Origin of the sequence: Sphingorhabdus sp., from assembly GCF_035329025.1 — a bacterium.
Lineage (GTDB): Bacteria > Pseudomonadota > Alphaproteobacteria > Sphingomonadales > Sphingomonadaceae > Sphingorhabdus_B.
This window is the reverse complement of the sequence record NZ_DAOLHN010000014.1, coordinates 23,563-43,046: the sequence shown is the minus strand read 5'-3', so window position 1 is coordinate 43,046 and position 19,484 is coordinate 23,563. Positions and strand designations below refer to the sequence as shown.

The 19,484-nt window shown below is 58.4% G+C and carries 19 protein-coding genes; 13 read left to right on the top strand and 6 right to left on the bottom strand.

Translation table 11 applies throughout. The features are described from left to right. The first annotated feature begins 4 nt into the window (after positions 1–4). Genes PKC81_RS05635 through PKC81_RS05620 form a run of 4 tightly spaced genes read left to right on the top strand, consistent with a single transcriptional unit; the run spans position 5 to position 2,266 of the window. Positions 5–430 (top strand): hypothetical protein, encoded by a 426-nt coding sequence (locus PKC81_RS05635; protein ID WP_324333959.1) that lies wholly within the window; start codon positions 5–7, stop codon positions 428–430. Further along, positions 430–1,155, top strand: coding sequence for a hypothetical protein (locus PKC81_RS05630; RefSeq protein ID WP_324333957.1), 726 nt, complete (start codon positions 430–432; stop codon positions 1,153–1,155). Before PKC81_RS05635 ends, PKC81_RS05630 begins: the two co-directional genes overlap by 1 nt. 10 nt (positions 1,156–1,165) lie before the next feature. After that, the gene (locus tag PKC81_RS05625) at positions 1,166–1,879 is read left to right on the top strand and encodes a DUF4386 family protein (protein ID WP_324333955.1); all 714 of its coding nucleotides are present in this window, start codon (positions 1,166–1,168) and stop codon (positions 1,877–1,879) included. Between the two features lie 12 nt (positions 1,880–1,891). Beyond that, positions 1,892–2,266, top strand: a complete 375-nt coding sequence (locus PKC81_RS05620) for a helix-turn-helix transcriptional regulator (protein WP_324333953.1) — start codon at positions 1,892–1,894, stop codon at positions 2,264–2,266. 265 nt (positions 2,267–2,531) lie between these two features. On the opposite strand, the gene PKC81_RS05615 is transcribed toward PKC81_RS05620, so the two are convergent. Next, entirely contained in the window at positions 2,532–3,029 is a 498-nt protein-coding gene (locus PKC81_RS05615) for a hypothetical protein (RefSeq protein ID WP_324333950.1), read from the bottom strand. Between the two features lie 168 nt (positions 3,030–3,197). Between PKC81_RS05615 and PKC81_RS05610 the strand changes: the two genes are divergently transcribed. The 5 genes from PKC81_RS05610 to PKC81_RS05590 all read left to right on the top strand — a co-directional run bounded on the left by PKC81_RS05610 (position 3,198) and on the right by PKC81_RS05590 (position 8,938). After that, a complete protein-coding gene (locus PKC81_RS05610) occupies positions 3,198–4,418 on the top strand; it encodes an argininosuccinate synthase (protein WP_324333948.1) in 1,221 nt (406 codons plus the stop codon). A 12-nt stretch (positions 4,419–4,430) separates the two neighbouring features. Then, positions 4,431–5,234, top strand: coding sequence for a lipid II flippase Amj family protein (locus PKC81_RS05605; RefSeq protein WP_324333946.1), 804 nt, complete (start codon positions 4,431–4,433; stop codon positions 5,232–5,234). A gap of 142 nt (positions 5,235–5,376) precedes the next feature. After that, the gene (locus PKC81_RS05600; RefSeq protein ID WP_324333944.1) at positions 5,377–6,732 is read left to right on the top strand and encodes an isoprenylcysteine carboxylmethyltransferase family protein; all 1,356 of its coding nucleotides are present in this window, start codon (positions 5,377–5,379) and stop codon (positions 6,730–6,732) included. Between the two features lie 60 nt (positions 6,733–6,792). Beyond that, entirely contained in the window at positions 6,793–8,535 is a 1,743-nt protein-coding gene (locus tag PKC81_RS05595) for a D-aminoacylase (RefSeq protein ID WP_324333942.1), read from the top strand. Positions 8,536–8,692: 157 nt separating this feature from the next. Continuing rightward, entirely contained in the window at positions 8,693–8,938 is a 246-nt protein-coding gene (locus PKC81_RS05590; RefSeq protein WP_298603509.1) for a hypothetical protein, read from the top strand. Between the two features lie 111 nt (positions 8,939–9,049). Here PKC81_RS05590 and PKC81_RS05585 read toward each other — a convergent pair whose 3' ends face one another. After that, positions 9,050–9,895, bottom strand: a complete 846-nt coding sequence (locus tag PKC81_RS05585; RefSeq protein WP_324333940.1) for a hypothetical protein — start codon at positions 9,893–9,895, stop codon at positions 9,050–9,052. Between the two features lie 237 nt (positions 9,896–10,132). Here PKC81_RS05585 and PKC81_RS05580 point away from each other — a divergent pair, with 237 nt between their 5' ends. Continuing rightward, positions 10,133–11,500 carry a cytochrome P450 gene (locus tag PKC81_RS05580; protein ID WP_324333938.1) on the top strand — a complete coding sequence of 456 codons (1,368 nt, stop codon included), beginning with the start codon at positions 10,133–10,135 and terminating at the stop codon, positions 11,498–11,500. 124 nt (positions 11,501–11,624) lie between these two features. On the opposite strand, the gene PKC81_RS05575 is transcribed toward PKC81_RS05580, so the two are convergent. From PKC81_RS05575 to PKC81_RS05565, 3 genes are all read right to left on the bottom strand, one after another. Then, positions 11,625–13,454: a DUF885 domain-containing protein gene (locus PKC81_RS05575; RefSeq protein ID WP_324333936.1), complete on the bottom strand. Its 1,830-nt coding sequence runs from the start codon at positions 13,452–13,454 to the stop codon at positions 11,625–11,627. 110 nt (positions 13,455–13,564) lie between these two features. After that, positions 13,565–16,246, bottom strand: coding sequence for a phosphoenolpyruvate carboxylase (gene ppc / locus PKC81_RS05570; protein WP_324333934.1), 2,682 nt, complete (start codon positions 16,244–16,246; stop codon positions 13,565–13,567). A gap of 58 nt (positions 16,247–16,304) precedes the next feature. Continuing rightward, a complete protein-coding gene (locus PKC81_RS05565) occupies positions 16,305–16,826 on the bottom strand; it encodes a hypothetical protein (RefSeq protein WP_324333932.1) in 522 nt (173 codons plus the stop codon). Positions 16,827–17,045: 219 nt separating this feature from the next. Here PKC81_RS05565 and rplU point away from each other — a divergent pair, with 219 nt between their 5' ends. The 3 genes from rplU to PKC81_RS05550 all read left to right on the top strand — a co-directional run bounded on the left by rplU (position 17,046) and on the right by PKC81_RS05550 (position 18,536). Further along, positions 17,046–17,456: a 50S ribosomal protein L21 gene (gene rplU, locus PKC81_RS05560; protein WP_324333930.1), complete on the top strand. Its 411-nt coding sequence runs from the start codon at positions 17,046–17,048 to the stop codon at positions 17,454–17,456. Positions 17,457–17,475: 19 nt separating this feature from the next. Then, positions 17,476–17,745 carry a 50S ribosomal protein L27 gene (gene rpmA, locus PKC81_RS05555; RefSeq protein WP_115547506.1) on the top strand — a complete coding sequence of 90 codons (270 nt, stop codon included), beginning with the start codon at positions 17,476–17,478 and terminating at the stop codon, positions 17,743–17,745. Between the two features lie 203 nt (positions 17,746–17,948). Continuing rightward, positions 17,949–18,536 (top strand): GNAT family N-acetyltransferase, encoded by a 588-nt coding sequence (locus PKC81_RS05550; protein ID WP_324333927.1) that lies wholly within the window; start codon positions 17,949–17,951, stop codon positions 18,534–18,536. Here the strand turns inward: PKC81_RS05550 and PKC81_RS05545 are convergent. After that, the gene (locus PKC81_RS05545; protein ID WP_324333925.1) at positions 18,533–19,477 is read right to left on the bottom strand and encodes a metal-dependent hydrolase; all 945 of its coding nucleotides are present in this window, start codon (positions 19,475–19,477) and stop codon (positions 18,533–18,535) included. The genes PKC81_RS05550 and PKC81_RS05545 overlap by 4 nt on opposite strands. Positions 19,478–19,484 lie beyond the last annotated feature (7 nt).

Genomic DNA, 19,484 nt, shown 5'->3' with positions numbered 1-19,484 from the left:
CTTCATGGCTCGTATTATCCTTCTCGCTCTTTGTCTGTTACCAATAGGTGTTCTCACGCCCATATTGGAAATCGGACCGACGCACGTTTTCAATCCTGATTGGCCCGGACATGCGCGGGTTCACGAAGTTTGGCAACTGATAACAAACGCTTTGCTGGCGGGTCTCGCACTCTGGTTTGCCCTATCGCGTCGTGACATCAACACGGCCAGTTTGCTCGGCTTGCTGGTCAACTCGGCCTTTCTTGCATCGGTGCTGCTGGCCCCTTTTTACGGTGGAACGATGCGGCACAGCGACGGCACGGAGATCGCCTTTGGCGGGGTGAACCTCGCGGTGGCGGTCATGGTGGCCGCAACCATTGGGCTTTTGGCCATCTATCTTGACGGTCGCATGAGCGGCGAACGCCGATCTGGCTTGGACGGGCAGGCTTAATGACCATGCCCAGCGCCATTTTTCTCCCTCTGCTCATCCTGCATATAGCTGCCGGCCTCGTGGCACTATCATCCGGGGTCGTCGCCATGGTGAGCCGTAAGTCGGGTGGCGGTCTTCACGCCCGGGCTGGCCACTATTTCTACCTGTCGATGTCGGCCATGGCCGTATCGGCCGCGCTGCTGACGGCATGGGAACCGGACAGGCTGTCGCTAGGTGCCGCGATCTGGACGTTCTACCTCGTGCACACTTCGCGCCAGTCAGCGATAAGTCGGGCGGGCAAACTGGATCGGGTATCGCAATGGTTGGCACCTGTTGGTCTGTTTGCAACGCTGCTGTTTCTGCACGGTGGCCTGATAGCGCTCGATTCCGCAAATGGCGAATTTCAGGATATGCCCGCAACCGCCTATTTTGTGTTCGGTTCGCTCGCCTCGTTGAGCCTTCTGTTCGATTTGAGTGTGCTTTATCGCGGTGGGTTGCAGCCGCGGCAACGCGTCGCCCGCCACCTTTGGCGCATGATGGCAGCCTACTTCCTTGCTGCAACCTCACTTTTCCTCGGTCAGCAGGATGATGTGTTTCCCTTCATGAAGGGTTCCCCAATTCTTCTCCTCCCTTCGCTTTTCACTCTCGGTTTTCTGACATTCTGGGCAATTCGGGTGCGCTTTGCCCGCAACTGGCTGGGCAATCGCTCCGCCAATGCGGCGCAAGCGAAACTGGCCCAAATATAAAGGATATATAATGACCAATCTGACCAATGCCGGCCGATGGATCGGTGGCGCCGTTCTTGCTGGCTATATACTCGATATTGCGTCCAACTTCTTTCTACAGCCAATGATCCGAAACGGTACGGGTGCCATGGGCCTTTTTGGTGGTGCGGCAGAACAGCCCGGGTTGATCAGCCTGATAGTTCTGATTGGAATGGTATCTGGCGTGATTTCGCTCGTCTGGGCGGGATTGCTCTGCCAGCTTTCCACGGCGCGGCCGTATGCTTGGCTTGCCTTTCTGTATCTCGGCCTGAAGGCGAGTTCATTCGGGATGGGCGGCGGTGAAATCGCCAGCTACCCACTTTTCCGTTCGCTTGGCGACGCCATGCTTGCCGCGCCGGGCAGCGATCTGGCGAAGCTGGCCGAACCTATCTGGACACTGGTAACGAGCCAGCGCGATGGGCTGCATTTCCCCCATATGTTGCTTGGCGGCGCCGGCGCATTCGTTTTCTATGTGATCTTGTACCAAAGCCGCTGGATTCCGCGGTGGCTGGCTACAGCCGGCCTGTTGGCGACAGCGTCGCAAATGACAGGCGTGTTCACAGGCGTCCTCTTTGGCGAGGTGATATTCTATTTTCTCGCACCGCTAGCGCTGGTTCAACTTGTCGTTGGGCTATGGCTTCTATGGCGTGGGTTTGTAGCGGATCCGACTTCGGAAGATCCGGCGCTGCGACAGTCGCAAAGTTGAAACGTGTCGGAAGTGAGCTACCCGCACATTTGCTTTGCAGGAGGCAAGTCGGAAGAGCGGAGCACCGATCGCGTGGTCTTGCTGGTTATCATCAACAAAGACGACTCGGTGCCAATGGATCGCCTTTGCGCACTTTTGCCGGAAGCCGACATTGTACCGACCGGCCTCCAGCCGGATTTATTTGCTGAACATGACCCCGCAAAAGTCCCGGCTCAGCTCATACTTACGGCCCGCCAGCTCGAAATTCTGCACTATGTGACCAAAGGAATGACCAACAAGGAAATCGCCAGAATTTTGGGCATTTCCAACTTTACCGTCAGAAATCACGTCTCAAAATTGCTGAATATACTAAATGTGTCCAAGCGTCAGGAGCTGCGGGCGGCATAGGCAATGTGCGACGCTGCCACACTAAAGCGCCATCCGGTTTGCAACAGAAAGCTGGGATAAAGTGTCGGTGCGACTGCAAGCCCTAATGCCTGTCTTTACTCGCCTGCGTCTGCTGGCGACAGGATGCAGGTTGGCGCTAAGCGTGACATGCCCGCCTCGCGGTATTGTCACGCCAAGCATGCAGGATCAGCGGACTGTCAAGATGGCAAGGCCGAAGAAGGTTGATTTTGCTGCGACGCAAGTCGAAATCGAAAACTTCGTCAACTCATGGACTATTGCGTCGGAAAATATTGGTTCGAATGATCGGGGTTCCTTTGTCGTCCCAGCTTACAGCCTTTTCGGTCATCAGCCCGCCGTCTGATGAAACCGTGTAGAGTCTGGTTGACGCCGGGTGCCCCTCTTTTGCCAAGGCAAGCAACATCACATTAGGCAATGGTGTGGTAACCGCCGCAGTGTCAGCTTCCAGCTGGTCGCCCGCAATCGGCGCGGCTGTCCCGCCCAATGCATAAATGCCGGTCATTTCCCTGACGCTATCGTCTGGTGCAACGATAGAAACTTTAGTTGACCACTTATCTTCACCAGCCTCTGCAAAAGTAATTGTCACGCTTTTGGGCCGCATTTCGGCCGGAGCCTGCATCTGTTCGACATCCAGGCTCCACATACCCAATAAGGGGGACTGTTGTGCAGCTTGCGCATCGTTGATGTAGCAGACTTGCGTGACGGTCGCAGCAAGTAGTACAAGGACTGGTCGAGCGAAATTCATGTGAGCCTTCTGGTTGCAGTTTGTTCGAATGGATGGTGGGCAATTGCAGCAATCGGAGCAAGTTTTTGATGTACCGGAACATTTGGGTCAATTCGAGCGCATTGCTTGCACCCAACCCCGCCCCCTGCTAGCGGCGCGGCCACGATTGTTGCACGCAAAGGTTCTCCCATGAAAGATTCGGTCAAACGCGTTGTTCTTGCCTATTCGGGCGGTCTCGACACGAGTGTCATTCTGAAATGGCTGCAGGTTGAATATGGCTGTGAGGTTGTGACCTTCACGGCGGATCTTGGTCAGGGAGAGGAACTGGAGCCTGCGCGCGCCAAAGCGGTGCTTATGGGTATTCCTGACCATCACATCTATATCGATGATCTGCGCGAAGAATTCGTCCGCGATTTCGTCTTCCCGATGATGCGCGCCAATGCCCGCTATGAAGGTGATTATCTGCTCGGCACATCGATCGCCCGCCCGCTGATTTCGAAGCGGTTGATCGAGATTGCCCGCGAGACTGGCGCCGATGCCATTGCGCATGGCGCGACCGGCAAGGGTAATGACCAGGTGCGGTTTGAATTGTCGGCTTATGCGCTCAACCCCGATATCAAGGTCATCGCACCGTGGCGGGAGTGGGATCTGACCAGCCGCACGCGCCTGATCGAATGGGCAGAGGCACACCAGATTCCTGTGCCCAAGGACAAGCGCGGGGAGAGCCCGTTCAGCACGGATGCAAACCTGCTGCACACCTCATCCGAGGGCAAATGCCTTGAAGATCCCTGGGAAGAAACTCCAGACTATGTATATTCGCGCACGGTTAACCCCGAAGACGCACCCGACACCCCTGAATATGTCACCATCGATTTCGAAAAGGGCGATGGCGTTGCGTTGAACGGGGAAGCGATGTCGCCTGCGACCTTGCTTACCGCGCTTAACGATTTGGGCCGCAAGCATGGCATTGGTCGCCTCGACCTGGTCGAGAACCGCTTTGTCGGGATGAAGTCGCGTGGCATGTATGAAACGCCCGGCGGCGAAATTTATGCTCGTGCGCATCGTGGGATTGAAAGCATCACGCTCGACAGGGGTGCAGCGCACCTCAAGGATGAGTTGATGCCCAAATATGCAGAGCTCATCTACAATGGTTTCTGGTTCAGCCCCGAGCGCGAGATGCTGCAGGCGGCGATTGACCATAGTCAGGTCAATGTCTCGGGCACGGTGCGTGTGAAGCTGTACAAGGGCAGCGCCTCGGTGGTGGGGCGCAAATCGCCTAACAGTCTTTATAGCGAGAAGGTCGTGACCTTTGAGGATGATGCCGGTGCCTATGACCAGAAGGACGCGGCGGGCTTTATCAAGTTGAACGCGCTCCGCCTGCGCTTGCTGGCGCGGCAAGGTAAGGATTGATAGAAGCGGCCGATGGACTGGCCGCTTTTCAACATTTGCCTGCTCACGCTGGTGATCCACCTGATCGGTGCGCTCGCTTATGCCGCACGGATAGCCGGGGTGCGAACGCACAAAATTGCGCTCAGCTTTGCCTTGTTCAACGTGCTCGTGCTTGTTTCGCGCACTTCGAACAGTTTTTTGGGGCCCTTCCTTGCCAAGCGGATCGAGAATGCGATTGCTGACGGGACCGGCGAGCGGTTGCTGATAGATATGCGGCTGGTGCTGCTGTCGGCCACGATCGCAACCATCCTCGGTGCGCTTGCGGTACCGACGGTGCAGCGCTGGTTCACTGCTGCGATTGACGAGTTCCAGCACCATCGTTCGGTCGGCAAATTGCTGTGGAGCGCGATGACGCCCAAGGGCATGAAGACCGTGGTAAAGGCGGTGAAGCTTCCGAGCAGCCAGCATCTGAAACTCTGGACCAAGCCAGCCGCTGTGTCGTGGCGGGTGATTGCAATGAATGTTGTGGCACAGGCGCTGTTAACCGTGGGTGTGATTGCCTCGCTTTACGCCGGATATCTCCACCCAGAATTCCGCGTCACTGCCTCGCAATTGTCAGCGGTGGTCAACGGTTTCGCGACCATCCTGCTCTTCGTCCTCATCGATCCGCAGCTGTCGGTGATGACCGACGATGTCGTCGAAGGCCGCGTTAGCCAACCCGAATATCGCCGCACTATCGTCTGGCTGTCGATGAGCCGGATTGCAGGCACGCTGCTCGCGCAGGCGATGCTGGTGCCCGCAGCGGCGCTGATTGTCTGGGTGGCGGTGCGGGTTTAAGGTTTCGACTTGCAACACCGCAGTGCTGAGCCTGTCGAAGCACGTTTGACTGACAAGCGCCCTTCGAAAGGCTCAGGGCTACGGTTTTTCGGGCGCACATGGCAATCGCTTTCTTAACCCTTTTCCGCTATTCGCGCGGGCTGTGATCAAGGGAAAAACTGCAAGCGCCGATCCGCGCCCGACCTCCGCCGTCAGCACCGCCGTTGGTGTAGCCGGGTTGGTGGGATTGGCGCTGTCGGTGATTGTTGCGCGCAACTGGGGTGCCATTATGGACGCCATAGGTTCTCCCGGCTGGCCGGAGCGGGCAGACGGACCTTTGTCGGCACTGGCAGCCGTTGCAGCTTGCGGCTTGCCCATGGTGCTTTGGTCGCTCTTTGTCGACAAGGTTCACCGCCGCCCCTCGACCGGGCTCGACTGGTCGCTAAAACGCCCGGTAGCCAACGTGCTCGACACCAGCATCATCAAGATCGCCGGACTGTGGGCGACATGGGCGGGGATTGCCGCGCTGTACATGCTCTGCCGCTGGTATTGGGCAGGCAACTATCTCTTCTCGATGGAGGTCTTCACCCTCATCGCCATACCGCTGGTTATCGCTTCGGTACCCTATGTCGTCTGGCTCGACCGCTATATGGTGACCCCCCGCGACGGCGGCTGGCATTTCGGTGCATGGATAGCGGGGCGCGATGATTGGGACGGAGAAGAAATCCGCCACCATCTGCGCGCATGGGCGGTGAAGGGATTTTTCCTCGCCTTCATGGTTTCCATTGTTCCGCTGGGTTTTCGCGATCTGGTGAACATGAGTTTTGCCGAGGTCTGGCAGAACCCGGTGTGGCTGGCCAATGCGCTGATCACGACGATGTTCGTGGTCGACGTGCAGTTCGCGACGGTCGGCTATGCGCTGACGATCAAGCCGCTCGACGCGCATATCCGCACCGCCAACCCCTATCTCTCGGGCTGGGTCGCGGCACTGATTTGCTATCCGCCCTTCATCCTTATGAACAATGGCGGGCCGCTTGACTATCATGTCGCGACCAGCGACTGGGCTTATTGGTTCGAAGGGCACGCGGTGCTGCTGTGGGTGTGGGGCGCTGTTCTCGTCATCCTGACTGCTATTTATGCGTGGGCCACCGTTGCCTTCGGCCTGCGCTTTTCGAACCTCACGCATCGCGGCATATTGACCCACGGGCCCTATAGCTGGACCAAGCACCCTGCCTATCTGAGCAAGAATGCCTATTGGTGGCTGGCGACCTTGCCCTTCCTCGTCACCAGCGGCAGCAGTACAGACATGGTGCGCAATACGGCGCTGCTCGCGCTGGTGAGTGCCGTCTATTATTGGCGCGCCAAGACCGAGGAAAAGCATCTGATGACGGATCCCGCTTATGCGGAATATGCTGCATGGGCGGATCGCAATGCCCTGATTACGCGCGGCTTCAATCGCCTCCGCGCGCTGCTCGGTTCACGGATCAGGACGAACGCCCCGGCGCATCCAGCCGAATAGGGGTTTAACCGAACGCTTAATATGATAGCCTCCTTGCACTTTAGAGGAGGAGAGTCGGCCATGCATGATATGGTTATCCGCGGCGGAACGATCGTCGACGGCACGGGCGCAGCGCGCTTCACAGGGGATATTGCAATCGACAACGGGCTGATCAGCCAGGTCGGCAAGGTCAGCGGCAGCGGCAAGGAAGAGATTGATGCCACTGGCATGATCGTTGCCCCCGGCTGGGTCGATGTGCACACCCATTATGATGGCCAGGCCACCTGGGATCAGGAAATGGCGCCTTCAAGCTGGCATGGTGTGACCACGGTCATCATGGGCAATTGCGGCGTGGGTTTTGCGCCTGCCAAGCCCGACCGCCACGAATGGCTGATCAGCCTGATGGAAGGCGTCGAGGATATTCCCGGTACTGCGCTGTCCGAAGGCATGAGCTGGAACTGGGAAACGTTTCCCGAATATCTCGATGAGCTGGAGCGGATGCCGCGCACCGTCGATATTGGTACGCATGTTCCGCATGGCGCAGTACGCGCGTATGTGCTGGGCGATCGTGAACAGCCGGGCGCGATTCCGACCGACGACGATATCGCCGAAATGTCGCGCATTGTCGAGGAAGGCGTGCGGGCAGGGGCCTTGGGCTTCTCAACCTCGCGCACGATCCTGCACAAGTCTATAGATGGCGAACTGGTGCCCGGCACCACCGCAACTGCGGAGGAACTGATCGAAATCGGGCGCGGCATGGGCCGCGTCGGCTATGGCGTGTTCGAAATGGCATCCGACCTGAAGCGTGAGTGGAAGGAATTTGAATGGATGGGCGCGCTCAGCCGCGAAACCGGCCTGCCCGTCACCTTTGCGGCGCTCCAGTCGATTGCCAAGGAATTGCCGCTACACGAGCAGATTTCCGAAATGCGCGCACAGAACGACAATGGCGCCAATATCGTTGCGCAGATTGCCTTGCGCGGCAATGGCATCATCATGGCCTGGCAGGGAACGGTGCATCCGTTCCGCTTCTCACCCGTCTGGGCGGAGATTGACGCCCTGCCGTGGGAACAGCAACTGGCGAAACTCAAGGATCCCGAATTCCGCCAGCGGATGATCGATACGCCTTCGGAAATCCCCGATGTCGATGTGGCCGACCTTTACCGCATCATCGCAGGCGGCTGGATGGTGCAATATGAAATGGGCCCGGATTTCGATTATGAACCGACAGCCGAAGACAGCATCATGGCGCGTGCGGCAGCGGCGGGCAAATCGGGCGTTGAATATGCCTATGACCTGCTGATGAAGGATGATGGCAAGGGCTTCATCTATTTCCCGATCCTGAACTATGCCGACGGCAATCTCGATTTCCTAGAGGCGCTGCAGGAATCGGATGATACGGTGAATTCGCTGTCCGATGGCGGCGCGCATTGCGGCACCATTTGCGATGCGGCTTCGCCGACCTTCATGCTCCAGCATTGGGTGCGCGATCGCAAGCGCGGCAAGCGGATCAGCCTTGAAAATGCCGTGAAGCGACAATGCCGCGATACGGCCGTGCTTTATGGCCTGGAAGATCGTGGCGTGCTGGCGCCCGGCTATCTGGCCGACCTCAACATCATTGATCTCGAAAAGATTAAGCTCGGCAAGCCCTGGCTGGCTTTCGATTTGCCGGCAGGTGGCAAGCGCCTGCTGCAAAAGGCCGATGGTTATGTCTGCACGATCAAATCGGGGCAGATGACCTTCAAAAATGGCGAATGCCTGGGTGTTTACCCCGGCGGCCTCATTCGTGGTCCGCAACGCGTGGAGCTGGCGATCGCTGCCGAATAAGTCCGGCCAAAATGTTATTAGGAATGGGCCGTCCTGCGGGGCGCCCCATTTTTTCGTGCCTAATTTTTGTTTAACCGCGCATCGCGGCAGGAAGTTAACCAGCAATGGCGATAAGTTTCTTCACTAGAAAAAATGGTCTTTTGTTCAGGAGGAAATAATGTCGCCCGACACCGCAATGGTCGCAATTACATCGCTTGGTTTTGCCTCGGTATTCCTCGCGATGGTGATTGGATTGACCGATGCCGATCCAAAATCGGTCGTCTCGTCAATGGCCAGCCTGACGCCTTCGGCACGTAAGCAGGCGCGGATTGCGCATCTGAACTATCTGACCGGTGTGGCGGACGAAGCCATCGAGGCCCGCAAAACCGGCAAGAAGCTGGGCCGCTGGGAAGGCGAAAGTTAATTCGGATATCCGGGGACGATCTGGTCCACCACGGTAGCCAACCACGCAGGCACCGTCATCTGTTCCCTGGATCATAGCGGTCGTGCCAGCCCCCCGGCACGACCGCTTTTTTTAGTTTTCGCGAGGAACTCGCTCGTTATTACGGGGCATACGCGCTCGCTCGCCGCTTGGTCGCGCCGTGCGCGGTTGGGGTGCTGCAGCGCGAGTGGCGGTCCCTTGCGAAGTCTGGGGTGCTGCGGTCGCTTGCCAGTTCCGCCGTTCACCATCCCCGCTACGACGCCAGTTTCCGCTATCCCCGCGTGCTGGTGGCGGATTCTGGGGCGCCGCAACCGGCGGTGTTTGTCCGACGGCTCCTTGCCCGCTTTGTTGCCAATCCCGGCGGCGTTCACCCCGGCCATCGCCCCGGCGATCCTCACGGCGACGGTCGCGGTGCCAGATACCGGGTTGTCCGTTGCCTACGGCATTGGGATCGCGATAGCGTTCGCGCGACCGGTCGCCCTCAACCCGGCCACCATGCTGCTCGGGCCGCCCTATGTTGCCGTTCGCTCTGCTATTGTAGTCGCGCCGATTCTCATGGCCCCCGCGCCCTTCATGTCCGTTACGGCGGCCATGATGTTCGCGATACCATTCATGGCGCTTACTGCCCCAATAGCGACGATGATGATCGTACATCTTGTACCGTTTGCCGCCACGGTCGAAGATGTAAAATCCATAGCCCGGATACCAGTAATCCTGATACCAGCCGCCGCCATAGCCTATGTTGTAGAAACCGCCGCGATAGTCGCAGTCATAATAGCTGTCGAACGGGCTATAGGGATCGCAGCCATAGCCGTCGTCATAATAGCTATAGCCATCGTCATAATAGCCAAGGCCGACACCGGCATCATAATAGCAGGCTGAAAGCCCCATGGTCGCCGCACCCAGTGCTGCGATCCGCGCGGCCAATTTTGCACGCATTCCCGTCATAAAACTTACCCCAATATGTACCCGTCGGCTCTGTTTCCCAGCTGGCCGATTCGCAGGCACGGTCCATCGTAAGCAGGCGAATGCGCTTCGTCAGTTGAATTGCATCTGAATGTGCCTGTTGGCTGCCGTTCAGCTTTGTAACCACCTTCTGCAACCCGCTTGCACCTTGTTAACACTGATGGCAGTAAGCAAGTTAATCGAATAATTAAAAGAGACCGGAGACCTCCCATGGCCCTTGCCAGCAGCGAAGCCGCTAATCCCCACTGGACGCCCCGCGCGAAACCGGAAGCGTTGGATCATATTCCGGGAGAGAATGGCTTGCCGTTCATTGGTAACGCCTTCCGCATCCTGCGCGATCCGCCGGCCTTCATCAATTACATGATCGGCAAATATGGCAAGGTGTACCGGTCGAGTGCCTTTGGTGCGGTCAACCTTTCGCTGATCGGGGCAGAGGCGAACGAGTTGATGCTTTTCGATCGCGAGAAGCTGTTTTCGTCGGAGCAAGGCTGGGGGCCGGTTCTTAACCTGCTGTTCCCGCGCGGTCTGATGCTGATGGATTTTGACCATCACCGCATGGATCGCCGTGCCTTGGGTATCGCGTTCAAGCCGGAGCCGATGCGCGGCTATGTCGCCGACATGAACCGCATCTTTGCAGAGCAACTGCCGAAGTGGCGCGGCGACATGCTCTTCTATCCGGCGATCAAGCAATTGACTCTCGATGTTGCCGCCGACGCCTTCCTTGGCGTGCCATTGGGGCCAGAGGCAGACCGGATCAACAAGGCCTTTGTCGACATGGTTGCGGCATCGATCACGCCGATCCGCCGACCGTTGCCGTTCACGCAAATGGGCCGCGGCGTTGCCGGGCGAAACTATCTCATCAACTATTTCGGTCCGCAGATTGAAGAACGCCGCCGCAACCCCAACCGGCAGGATATGTTCAGCCAGTTCTGTCGCGCCACCCGCGACGATGGGCAATATATGACCGATGGCGAGATCATCGACCATATGAACTTCCTGATGATGGCGGCGCATGACACGATCACCTCATCGGTCACCTCGATGATCTGGCTGCTCGCCAAGCATCCCGAGTGGCAGGAAAAGGTGCGCGCCGAATGCCTGTCGATCGCTCCTGCCGGAAGCGCGATTTCGCCCGATCAGCTCGATGCGTTTGAACTGACCGAATATGCCTTCAAGGAATCGCTGCGGATGATCCCGCCAGTGCCCTCGATCCCGCGTCGTGCGCTCAAGGATTTCGAATTCATGGGCTACACCATCCCCAAGGGAACGACCGTCAGCATCAATCCGACGGTCACCCATATGATGCCCGAATATTGGGAAAACCCGGCTGCCTTCGATCCAATGCGCTTCACGCCCGAAAATTCAAAGGGTCGGCACAAATATGCCTGGGTTCCCTTTGGCGGCGGCGCGCATATGTGCCTTGGCCTGCACTTTGCCTATATGCAGATGAAGTTGTTCATGCACCATTTGCTGACGCAGGTTCGGGTGGAGGTGGCCGATGGCTATGATCCGGCTTGGCAGGCCTGGCCGATCCCGAAGCCCAAGGATGGGCTCCGGGTGCGGATGGTTCCGCTTTAGAGCACGATACATATACAATACCGTAGCCCTGAGCCTGTCGAAGGGCGCCTAGAGGTTTGCGCAAGGGCTGAGAAACGCCCTTCGACAAGCTCAGGGCTGCGGTAATGTTTTAACCCGTTAACATCTATTTCTGCGAAGCGATCCAGGCGTCGACCTGTTCTTCAAGGACATCAAGCGGCACCGGGCCTGACTTGAGCACGGTATCGTGGAACCCGCGCACATCGAACTTCTTGCCCAGCGCCTTTTGCGCCTTGTCGCGCAGTTCGCTGATCTTCAGGCGGCCGACCATATAAGCGGTCGCCTGCCCCGGATAGATGATGTAGCGCTCGATCGCTTTCACAATCCCGCCCGGGGCGTCAGCCGAGTTTTCTTCGACATATTTGATCGCCTGTTCGCGCGTCCAACGCTTGTGGTGGATACCTGAATCGACGACGAGGCGGATTGCCCGATGCAGTTCGAGCTGCAGCCTGCCGAAATCGCGCGCCGGATCGGTGTAGAGCCCCATATCCTTGGCGAGTTTCTCCGAATAAAGCCCCCAGCCTTCGCTATAGGCGGTCACGCCGCCAAATTTCCGGAATGCCGGAACGTCTTTGAGCTCGGTCTGGATTGCGAGTTGCAAATGGTGGCCGGGAACACCTTCATGGTAGAACAGCGCCTCAACCTCGGTCAGCGGCATGTCCGACATTTTGTAGAGATTGGCATAATAGGTGCCGGGGCGTGAGCCATCGGGTGCGGGACGCTGGTAAAACGCCTTCCCAGCCGATTTCTCGCGGAACGCCTCGACTGGTTTCACGACCAAAGGCGCTTGCGGCAGCACACCGAACCATTTGGGCAACAGTGGCTTGATCGCATCATAAGCCTTTTGCGTCTCTGCCAGATACAGCGCACGGCCCTCTTCGCCATCGGGTGCGTAGAATTTGGGTTCGGTGCGCATATAGTTGAAAAAGGTCTTGAGGTCGCCCTTCACGCCCATCTTCTTCTGCACCACCTGCATCTCCTTATGGATGCGCGCGACCTGCGCGAGGCCCAGATTGTGGATCTGGTCCGCCGTCATGTCGGTAGTGGTGTAGTTGCCGAGTAGCTGCGCGTAATAGCCAGCGCCATCCTTGAACCGCCAGATGCCATCATCGGTACCGGCGACTTTCTCCTGCGCGGTCATTTCGGCGATCAGTGCTTCATAAGCGGGCTTCACTGACGTGGTCAGCGCTTGCGCAGCGTCGGCGATCAGCAGGTCCTTTTCGGTCTGGCTGATCGCCAGCTTGGCAACCTTGCTCTTGAAATCCGCAAATAGCGGCGCGTCGGCGCCGTCGCCAAAGGGGGCGCCAGTGATCACATTGCGGGCGTCGCTGATAACATAGGGATAGACCCATTTGGGCGGCATGATGCCCTTGGCTGCGCGCGACTTTGCCTGGCTGATGGCTTCGTTCACGACGGGGCCGATGCCATAGAGGCGGTTGATATAGGCGCGTGCATCCGATTTGCTGTCGATGCGGTGTATGTTGATCAGGAATGCAGGAATCTGGCTCTGCGCGCCGTTCATCTGGTCAAAGATATAGCCGTAATCATTATATTTATACGCTGCTTCGCTGCGGGCGGCGCGCTTTTCGAACAGACGATAGGACAGCTGATTTTCGGGTGATAGCTTGGCCGGATCAAAACGGGCCCGCATTTCTTTCAGCGCAGATCTCTCTGCCTCCATAGCGCGCGCTTCGGCCGCTTCGGAGCCGTCGTCCCACTTGCCATAATCGCTGTCCTTGATGCCGCGATAGGATTTGCTGAGAGGGGAGCGGGCCAGTTGCTCCGCATCGACTTCGTCAAAGAACGCCATGATGGCTGCATTCTGGTCAACTTCGGCTGTGGGTGAAGCGGTGGTTTGGGCATAAACAGCTGTGCTGATACCCAAGGTGGCAACGGCAATAGCTATAGCGGAAAGGGCTGTTCTTGTGACGCGCATGACAAAGCTCCGGAAATTTGATTGTGGGAGCTTTAACAGCCACAGGCAGGATAAGAATACGCAATTTCTCCGCTAGTCGAATAGCGATGCGCGTTTATCGAAGTCGGACCTTAGCCGCTGTTTCGGAGCGCTGTCGCCACTGCGTTGATCGTCAGCTGAATGCCCTCTGCAATGCGGGGGTCTTCTTCGCCGGAACGGTGCCGCTTCATCAGTTCGATCTGAAGGTGATTGAGTGGCTCGATATAGGGCATGCGCAGCCGGATCGAGTTGTTGAGCGACGGGCTGGCTTCGAGCAGTGCAGATTGCGCGGTGGCGTCGAGCAGGCTGTCATGCGCCGAATTCCAGCCCGAACGTATTTCGCCAAATAGCCGTTCGGAACGCGCTTTGTCCTCAACCAGCGTGGCATAGTGCGCGGCAATTTCCATGTCGGATTTGGCGAGCACCATTTCCATATTGGCGAGGATGGTTTGGAAGAAGGGCCAGCTCTGCGCCATCGCGCGTAGCAGCCCTTTATCTTCGAAATCAGCCAGCGCTTGTCCGGCGCCATACCAACCCGGTAGCATCACGCGGGCCTGCGCCCAACTGAACACCCAGGGAATGGCGCGCAAATCTTCGATCCGGTCGCTCTTGGTCCGGCTCGAAGGACGCGATCCGATCTTCAGTGTCGCGATTTCGGAGATGGGTGTCATCTGCCGGAAGAAAGTGGTGAAACCGTCCGTCTCATATACCAGCCCGCGATAGGCGGCGAAGGCGCTGGCCGACAATTGGTCCATTGCCGCTGAGAATCGGTCCGCTTCTGCGCGCGGCACCGGATCGGGCTCTAGCGATGCGAGCAATGTGGCCGACGCGATGGTTTCCAGATTGGCTACCGCATTATCTACCGTGCCATATTTGGCGGCGATGACTTCGCCCTGCTCGGTGATGCGGATACGGCCGTTGACGGTGCCGTGCGGCTGCGCCTGGATTGCACCAAAAGCCGAACCGCCTCCACGCCCGACCGCCCCGCCGCGGCCATGGAAAAGCTGCATGGTTACGCCCGCCGCCTCAAATACGGGGGCGAGCGCCAGTGAGGCCTGATTTAGCCCCCAGGTCGATGTGAGATAGCCGCCATCCTTGTTCGAATCCGAATAGCCGATCATCACTTCCTGATGCCCGCGCGCATTCGCCAGCGATTTCATTGCGGGTAGTTCGAAAAAAGCCGTCATGATGGCGGGAGCAGCCTCAAGGTCGCCGATGGTTTCGAACAGCGGCACGACCATGATCGGTGCGTCGGCCGCGTCGTTTGCGTCGATCCGATAGAGGCCTGCCTCTTTCAGCAACACATAGACTTCAAGCATGTCGGACAGGCTGGTTGTCTTGCTGATAATATAGGTGGTGATGGCAGCTTGCCCGAAAATCTCGTGCGCATGCGCCGCCGCGTGGAGAATGGCGAGTTCGCTATTGGCCTCCTCGCCCAGCGCTGTCGCGGCTCCGCCAAGCGGGCGATTATGTGCCAGCTCCTGTGTTAGCAGGGCGACACGCGCGTCTTCGTCAAGTTGAAGATAGGCTGGCTCAACCCCTGCTTCGCGCAGCAGTTCGGCCACCACCCGTTCATGCACATCACTGTTCTGGCGCAGATCCAGCGTAGCGAGGTGGAACCCGAATGTTTCGACGGAACGGATCAGCCGTCCCAATGCGCCGCCACTGGAAAGCGCGCCTTTTCCTTCGGAGGCCAGCGCTGAAGCAATGGCGACAAGGTCACGGCGGAAGCTGTCCGGGGACGAATAGGGCTCGCCTTCCAGCCGCGAAGGCCGTGGCGGCGTTTCACCGACTATCCGGGTGTAGGTTGCCGCCAGCCGCGCGTAGACGCCAGACAGGGCGCGGCGATAGGGTTCGTCCGCGCGACTGGAGGCCAGATCGCCGCTCTTCTCTGCCAGATCGAGTACGGCTTGCGGGACATGCGCCAATTCCGATGAGATCGAGATTTCAGCCCCCAGATGGTGGACGCATTCGAGATAATGGCCCAAAACGGTTGCGGCCCCACGCGACAACGCGGTGTCGAGCGTCTGGGCGTTGACGAACGGGTTTCCATCGCGGTCTCCCCCGATCCAGCTACCGAGGCGCAAAAAGGAAGGTGGACGGGTTCCCAGATCGCGCTCCCAGCGCGCATAAAGCTTGGGCAGCGCGACGAGGAAGACATCTTCCATATAGGCGCGGGCATTTTCAATCTCGTCGGCGACGACCAGTTTTTCGCGGCGCAACGGGCGCGTCTGCCACAGGAGCGCAATCTGGCGGTAAATGGCTTCGTCGATCCGGTCGCCCGATTCGGTCACATCCTGCCCGTTGTCGCGCAGGCGCATCAGCGCGGCGATCCGGTTCTTGTGATCGATCATGCTCTTGCGCCGCACCTCGGTCGGGTGCGCGGTGAGCACGGGAACAATTAGGCTCTGACCTAACAGTTCTCCGACCTGTTCAGCGCTGATGCCCTCGGCCCGCAGCCGCTCGACAGCCTCTGCCAGCGTTGACCCGCCCTCCTGCAAGTTGGACTGGCGATCCTCGGCCAGATTGGCGAGCAACGAAAAAAGCATGAAGCCGCGGACAAAGGCGATGGTGTCATCAAGGTTCAATGCTTCCAGTCCGGTATCGACCGCGCCTTCGACGCCGCGGTGCCGGTCCACGCTTGCTGCACGGATATATTCGGTCTGCCGGAATAGCTTTTCACCACCATAAGCGCGAATGACATCGCCCAGCATCTTGCCGAGAAAGCGGATGTCCGGGTTTTGCTGGATAGGTTGCGGCGCGGTGCGGTTCATCGCTGCAGAATTGCTGCGGTGCAGCGTCATCGTCAAGCGACATAGCTATGCAGGCTGTTTAGCCTATCAGGCGGGCCAAAGCCTCGATTTCCGCGGTTTGTGCAGCTACGTCCGCTGCAAGGCGGGATTGTGGCTCCGCGAGCAGGCCGAGCAAGCCCGAATCGGCCCCCCGCTCCCGCTGGTCGGCGATCAACTTATCCATTTCGGCCAGTGCAGCGACCGAATCTCCGCGCGCTACGTCCAGTCTGGAAAGTTCAACCTCTGCCGATGCCCAGCTTTCTGATCCGATTGCCGATCCAGCTGCCGACTGTGCGGCTTTCCGCACGCCTCCCAAAGCGGAGCGGAATGCTGATTCCGCTTTTTGATGCCTTGCAAGCAAGAGATTAACTGATGCGTCAACATCCGCAGGAATACTGGTCGTCAACTGTTCCGGTTCCGCCGATGGTTCGCCGACCGGTTCGCTGGTTTCATAGGACCGCTTCGCCAACGATGGAAATTCTCCTTCGGGCAGCGAACAGCCTGCCAGCAGCAAAACGGCAATGACGGGCAGCGAATAAGCGGGATTGTTGACGCGGAACATCCTGAGGGTTTAGGCGGCCTGCAGCGCGCAGGCAAGCTTGCGCAACCCATCGCCCGGAAACCGCCGATATTTGCGGCAAAGGCCGTTGACAAAGCCGACTCAATACACTAGCTGCGCGCCTTCCAATGCGGGCCTTCGGGACTCGCGTCTTGTTGTTGCGCGTTGGAAATGCCCGTTAAACTGGGTGAAAAGCAGATATAAAGAGATTGAGATAGAGCCATGTTCGCTATCGTGCGCACAGGCGGCAAGCAGTATCGCGTCGCCGCCGGAGACAAGATCGCAGTTGAAAAGCTGCCCGGAAACGCTGGTGACACCGTGTCGCTGGACGATGTGTTGCTCGCGGGCGACGGTGGCGAAGTCAAGGACGCCAAGGGTCTGGTCGTTTCGGCCGAGATCATTGCGCAGGAGCGTGGCGAAAAGGTCATCGTTTTCAAGAAGCGCCGTCGGCACAACTATCGCCGTAAGCAGGGCCATCGCCAGTCGCTGACGCTGCTTCGCATCACTGCCGTTGGTGGCGCCGCGCCGAAAAAGGCTGCTGCCCCCAAGGCTGAAAAAGTCGAAGCTGCGGCAGATGCCGCACCCGCCAAAAAGGCCGCGCCGAAAAAGGCCGCAGCCAAAACAGCCGAATAAGAATTCAGGAGTTTAGACCATGGCACATAAAAAAGCAGGTGGTTCCAGCCGTAACGGTCGCGACTCAGCCGGTCGTCGCCTTGGCGTGAAGAAGTTCGGCGGTCAGGAAGTGATCGGCGGCAACATTATCGTGCGTCAGCGCGGGACCAAAGTGTACCCGGGCGCTGGCGTTGGCATGGGCAAGGACCACACCCTCTTCGCACTCGTCGAAGGTCGCGTCCGATTCCACGCCGGCAAACTCGGCCGCAAATATGTGTCGGTGGACACTATGGCGATGGCAGCCGAATAACATAGGACAACCAAAACGGGTTGTCCGTCTGGACGACCCGGGGAGCGTGGCAACACCTCCCATCGCGCAAGGGAGACGGGTCATCCGGCTCCCTTTCTTTTTGTCCCATTCTCCCTGCACCCCACCCCATCAGGCGTGGAAAATTTCACAAGGCTGTCACTAAAGAGTTTCAAGGGGCAGCCGTCCGGTCAGGAGAGAGACCCATGTTCGCGAGAACCGAAAGACTGTTGTTAAGACCCAGTTGGCCCGAAGATGCGGGTCCGCTCTATCGTGCAATCGCCGATGAAGGCATCGTCCGCAATCTTGCGAAAGCACCTTGGCCCTATTCGTTCGAGGATGCGCTGCGCTTTGTTGGCGGTGAACAGGCCGAATTGTTCCCGACATTCATCCTGTATCTGCGCACCGAGGGCGCGCCAGTCATCGTCGGGGCTTGCGGCCTCAGCGAACGCGATGATGCCACCGAGATGGGTTATTGGATTGCGCGCAGCTATTGGGGCCGCGGCTTTGCCAGCGAGGCAGGTCGAGCCGTGGTCGATATTGCGAAGACAGTCGGCCACAAAAAGCTGGTGGCTTCGCACTTCATAGACAATCCCACATCAGGTACCGTTTTGCGCAAGCTGGGGTTCCGCCAGACCGGAAAGCGTGAGGAACGCTTCAGCGCGGGGCGGGGCTATGCCGCAACTACGGTGTTGTACGAGCAGGATCTGTCGGGCGGTGACGGTGACATTTCCGATACCGCGTCGATGTGGCGAATTCGACCCACTATGGGTGAAGCATTGCGTGCCGCCTAGGCGTTGACTGCAAGTTTTTCGGAAAGGGTTGGGGTGGTTCGCACAGCATCGCCTGCCGACCCTTCGGTCACCAGTTTGATGGCCGCGAGCATATTCTCTCCACGAATCAAAAGCTCGCTGTCATCAATCTGGTGCGGATGGAAACCGGGGCGCAAAAATTCGGCCCAAGGCCCCATGACATTCCGCCCGATCGCGCCCTTGGCAAACCCATGGCGGATACATTTCCACCAAGCCGTGGGTTTCGACAAGCCATCCTGCTGCAACAGTTCGACCTGCCCGCGCGTGCGGTTGATGAAAAAGCTCAGCGACACCGCGAGCAGCAGAGCGCTGCGGGTCAACCAGCGCCGCGCGCCGCTCCACTCGCGGGTCGCGAACATCCAGACGTCGAAGGCGACAGCCTTATGTTCGACCTCTTCGACCGCATGCCAGAGCCACAGCTTGCGGAGTTCGAGATCGGTTCCTTCCAGATGCTCGCGATTCTTGAGGATTTCGGCAGCCACGATCGCCGTCAGATGCTCGATGCACATTGTTGCGCCCAATTTGGTGACTTCACCGCAACCTGAGAAGAAGGACACAAACTGCTTGATCGCGCGATCAAGCGCCTCGATGTCATAGCCTGCGTCGATAATCGCCTTGTTGAAGCCGACATGTTCGCGGCTGTGTGCGGCTTCCTGTGTAATGAAGGTTGCGATGTCCTGTGCCAGTTGGCAATCGGCGCGGTCTTTCCAGGGGCGTAAAGCTTCAATCATGAAGGCTTCGCCGCGCGGAAAAACGACGGACAGGGCGTTGAGGAAGGCGGTCGCAAACATGTCACCGCGCACCCAGTGCCGTGCAGCTTGCTGTGCCGGTTTCGCGCGGAACTGGCGCACATGCATACGCTGTGTGCCCGTTTGCTCTCCCGGTGAGGCCGCAATTACACTCAAACTGTTGGTCTGATCCATGCAACCC

Bases quoted from the DNA above. Each gene is read 5' to 3' on its own strand.
- PKC81_RS05635 (WP_324333959.1), top strand. From the start codon at position 5: ATGGCTCGTATTATCCTTCTCGCTCTTTGTCTGTTACCAATAGGTGTT.
- PKC81_RS05630 (WP_324333957.1), top strand. From the start codon at position 430: ATGACCATGCCCAGCGCCATTTTTCTCCCTCTGCTCATCCTGCATATA.
- PKC81_RS05625 (WP_324333955.1), top strand. From the start codon at position 1,166: ATGACCAATCTGACCAATGCCGGCCGATGGATCGGTGGCGCCGTTCTT.
- PKC81_RS05615 (WP_324333950.1), bottom strand. From the start codon at position 3,029: ATGAATTTCGCTCGACCAGTCCTTGTACTACTTGCTGCGACCGTCACG.
- PKC81_RS05610 (WP_324333948.1), top strand. From the start codon at position 3,198: ATGAAAGATTCGGTCAAACGCGTTGTTCTTGCCTATTCGGGCGGTCTC.
- PKC81_RS05605 (WP_324333946.1), top strand. From the start codon at position 4,431: ATGGACTGGCCGCTTTTCAACATTTGCCTGCTCACGCTGGTGATCCAC.
- PKC81_RS05595 (WP_324333942.1), top strand. From the start codon at position 6,793: ATGCATGATATGGTTATCCGCGGCGGAACGATCGTCGACGGCACGGGC.
- PKC81_RS05590 (WP_298603509.1), top strand. From the start codon at position 8,693: ATGTCGCCCGACACCGCAATGGTCGCAATTACATCGCTTGGTTTTGCC.
- PKC81_RS05585 (WP_324333940.1), bottom strand. From the start codon at position 9,895: ATGCGTGCAAAATTGGCCGCGCGGATCGCAGCACTGGGTGCGGCGACC.
- PKC81_RS05580 (WP_324333938.1), top strand. From the start codon at position 10,133: ATGGCCCTTGCCAGCAGCGAAGCCGCTAATCCCCACTGGACGCCCCGC.
- PKC81_RS05575 (WP_324333936.1), bottom strand. From the start codon at position 13,454: ATGCGCGTCACAAGAACAGCCCTTTCCGCTATAGCTATTGCCGTTGCC.
- ppc (WP_324333934.1), bottom strand. From the start codon at position 16,246: ATGAACCGCACCGCGCCGCAACCTATCCAGCAAAACCCGGACATCCGC.
- PKC81_RS05565 (WP_324333932.1), bottom strand. From the start codon at position 16,826: ATGTTCCGCGTCAACAATCCCGCTTATTCGCTGCCCGTCATTGCCGTT.
- rplU (WP_324333930.1), top strand. From the start codon at position 17,046: ATGTTCGCTATCGTGCGCACAGGCGGCAAGCAGTATCGCGTCGCCGCC.
- rpmA (WP_115547506.1), top strand. From the start codon at position 17,476: ATGGCACATAAAAAAGCAGGTGGTTCCAGCCGTAACGGTCGCGACTCA.
- PKC81_RS05550 (WP_324333927.1), top strand. From the start codon at position 17,949: ATGTTCGCGAGAACCGAAAGACTGTTGTTAAGACCCAGTTGGCCCGAA.
- PKC81_RS05545 (WP_324333925.1), bottom strand. From the start codon at position 19,477: ATGGATCAGACCAACAGTTTGAGTGTAATTGCGGCCTCACCGGGAGAG.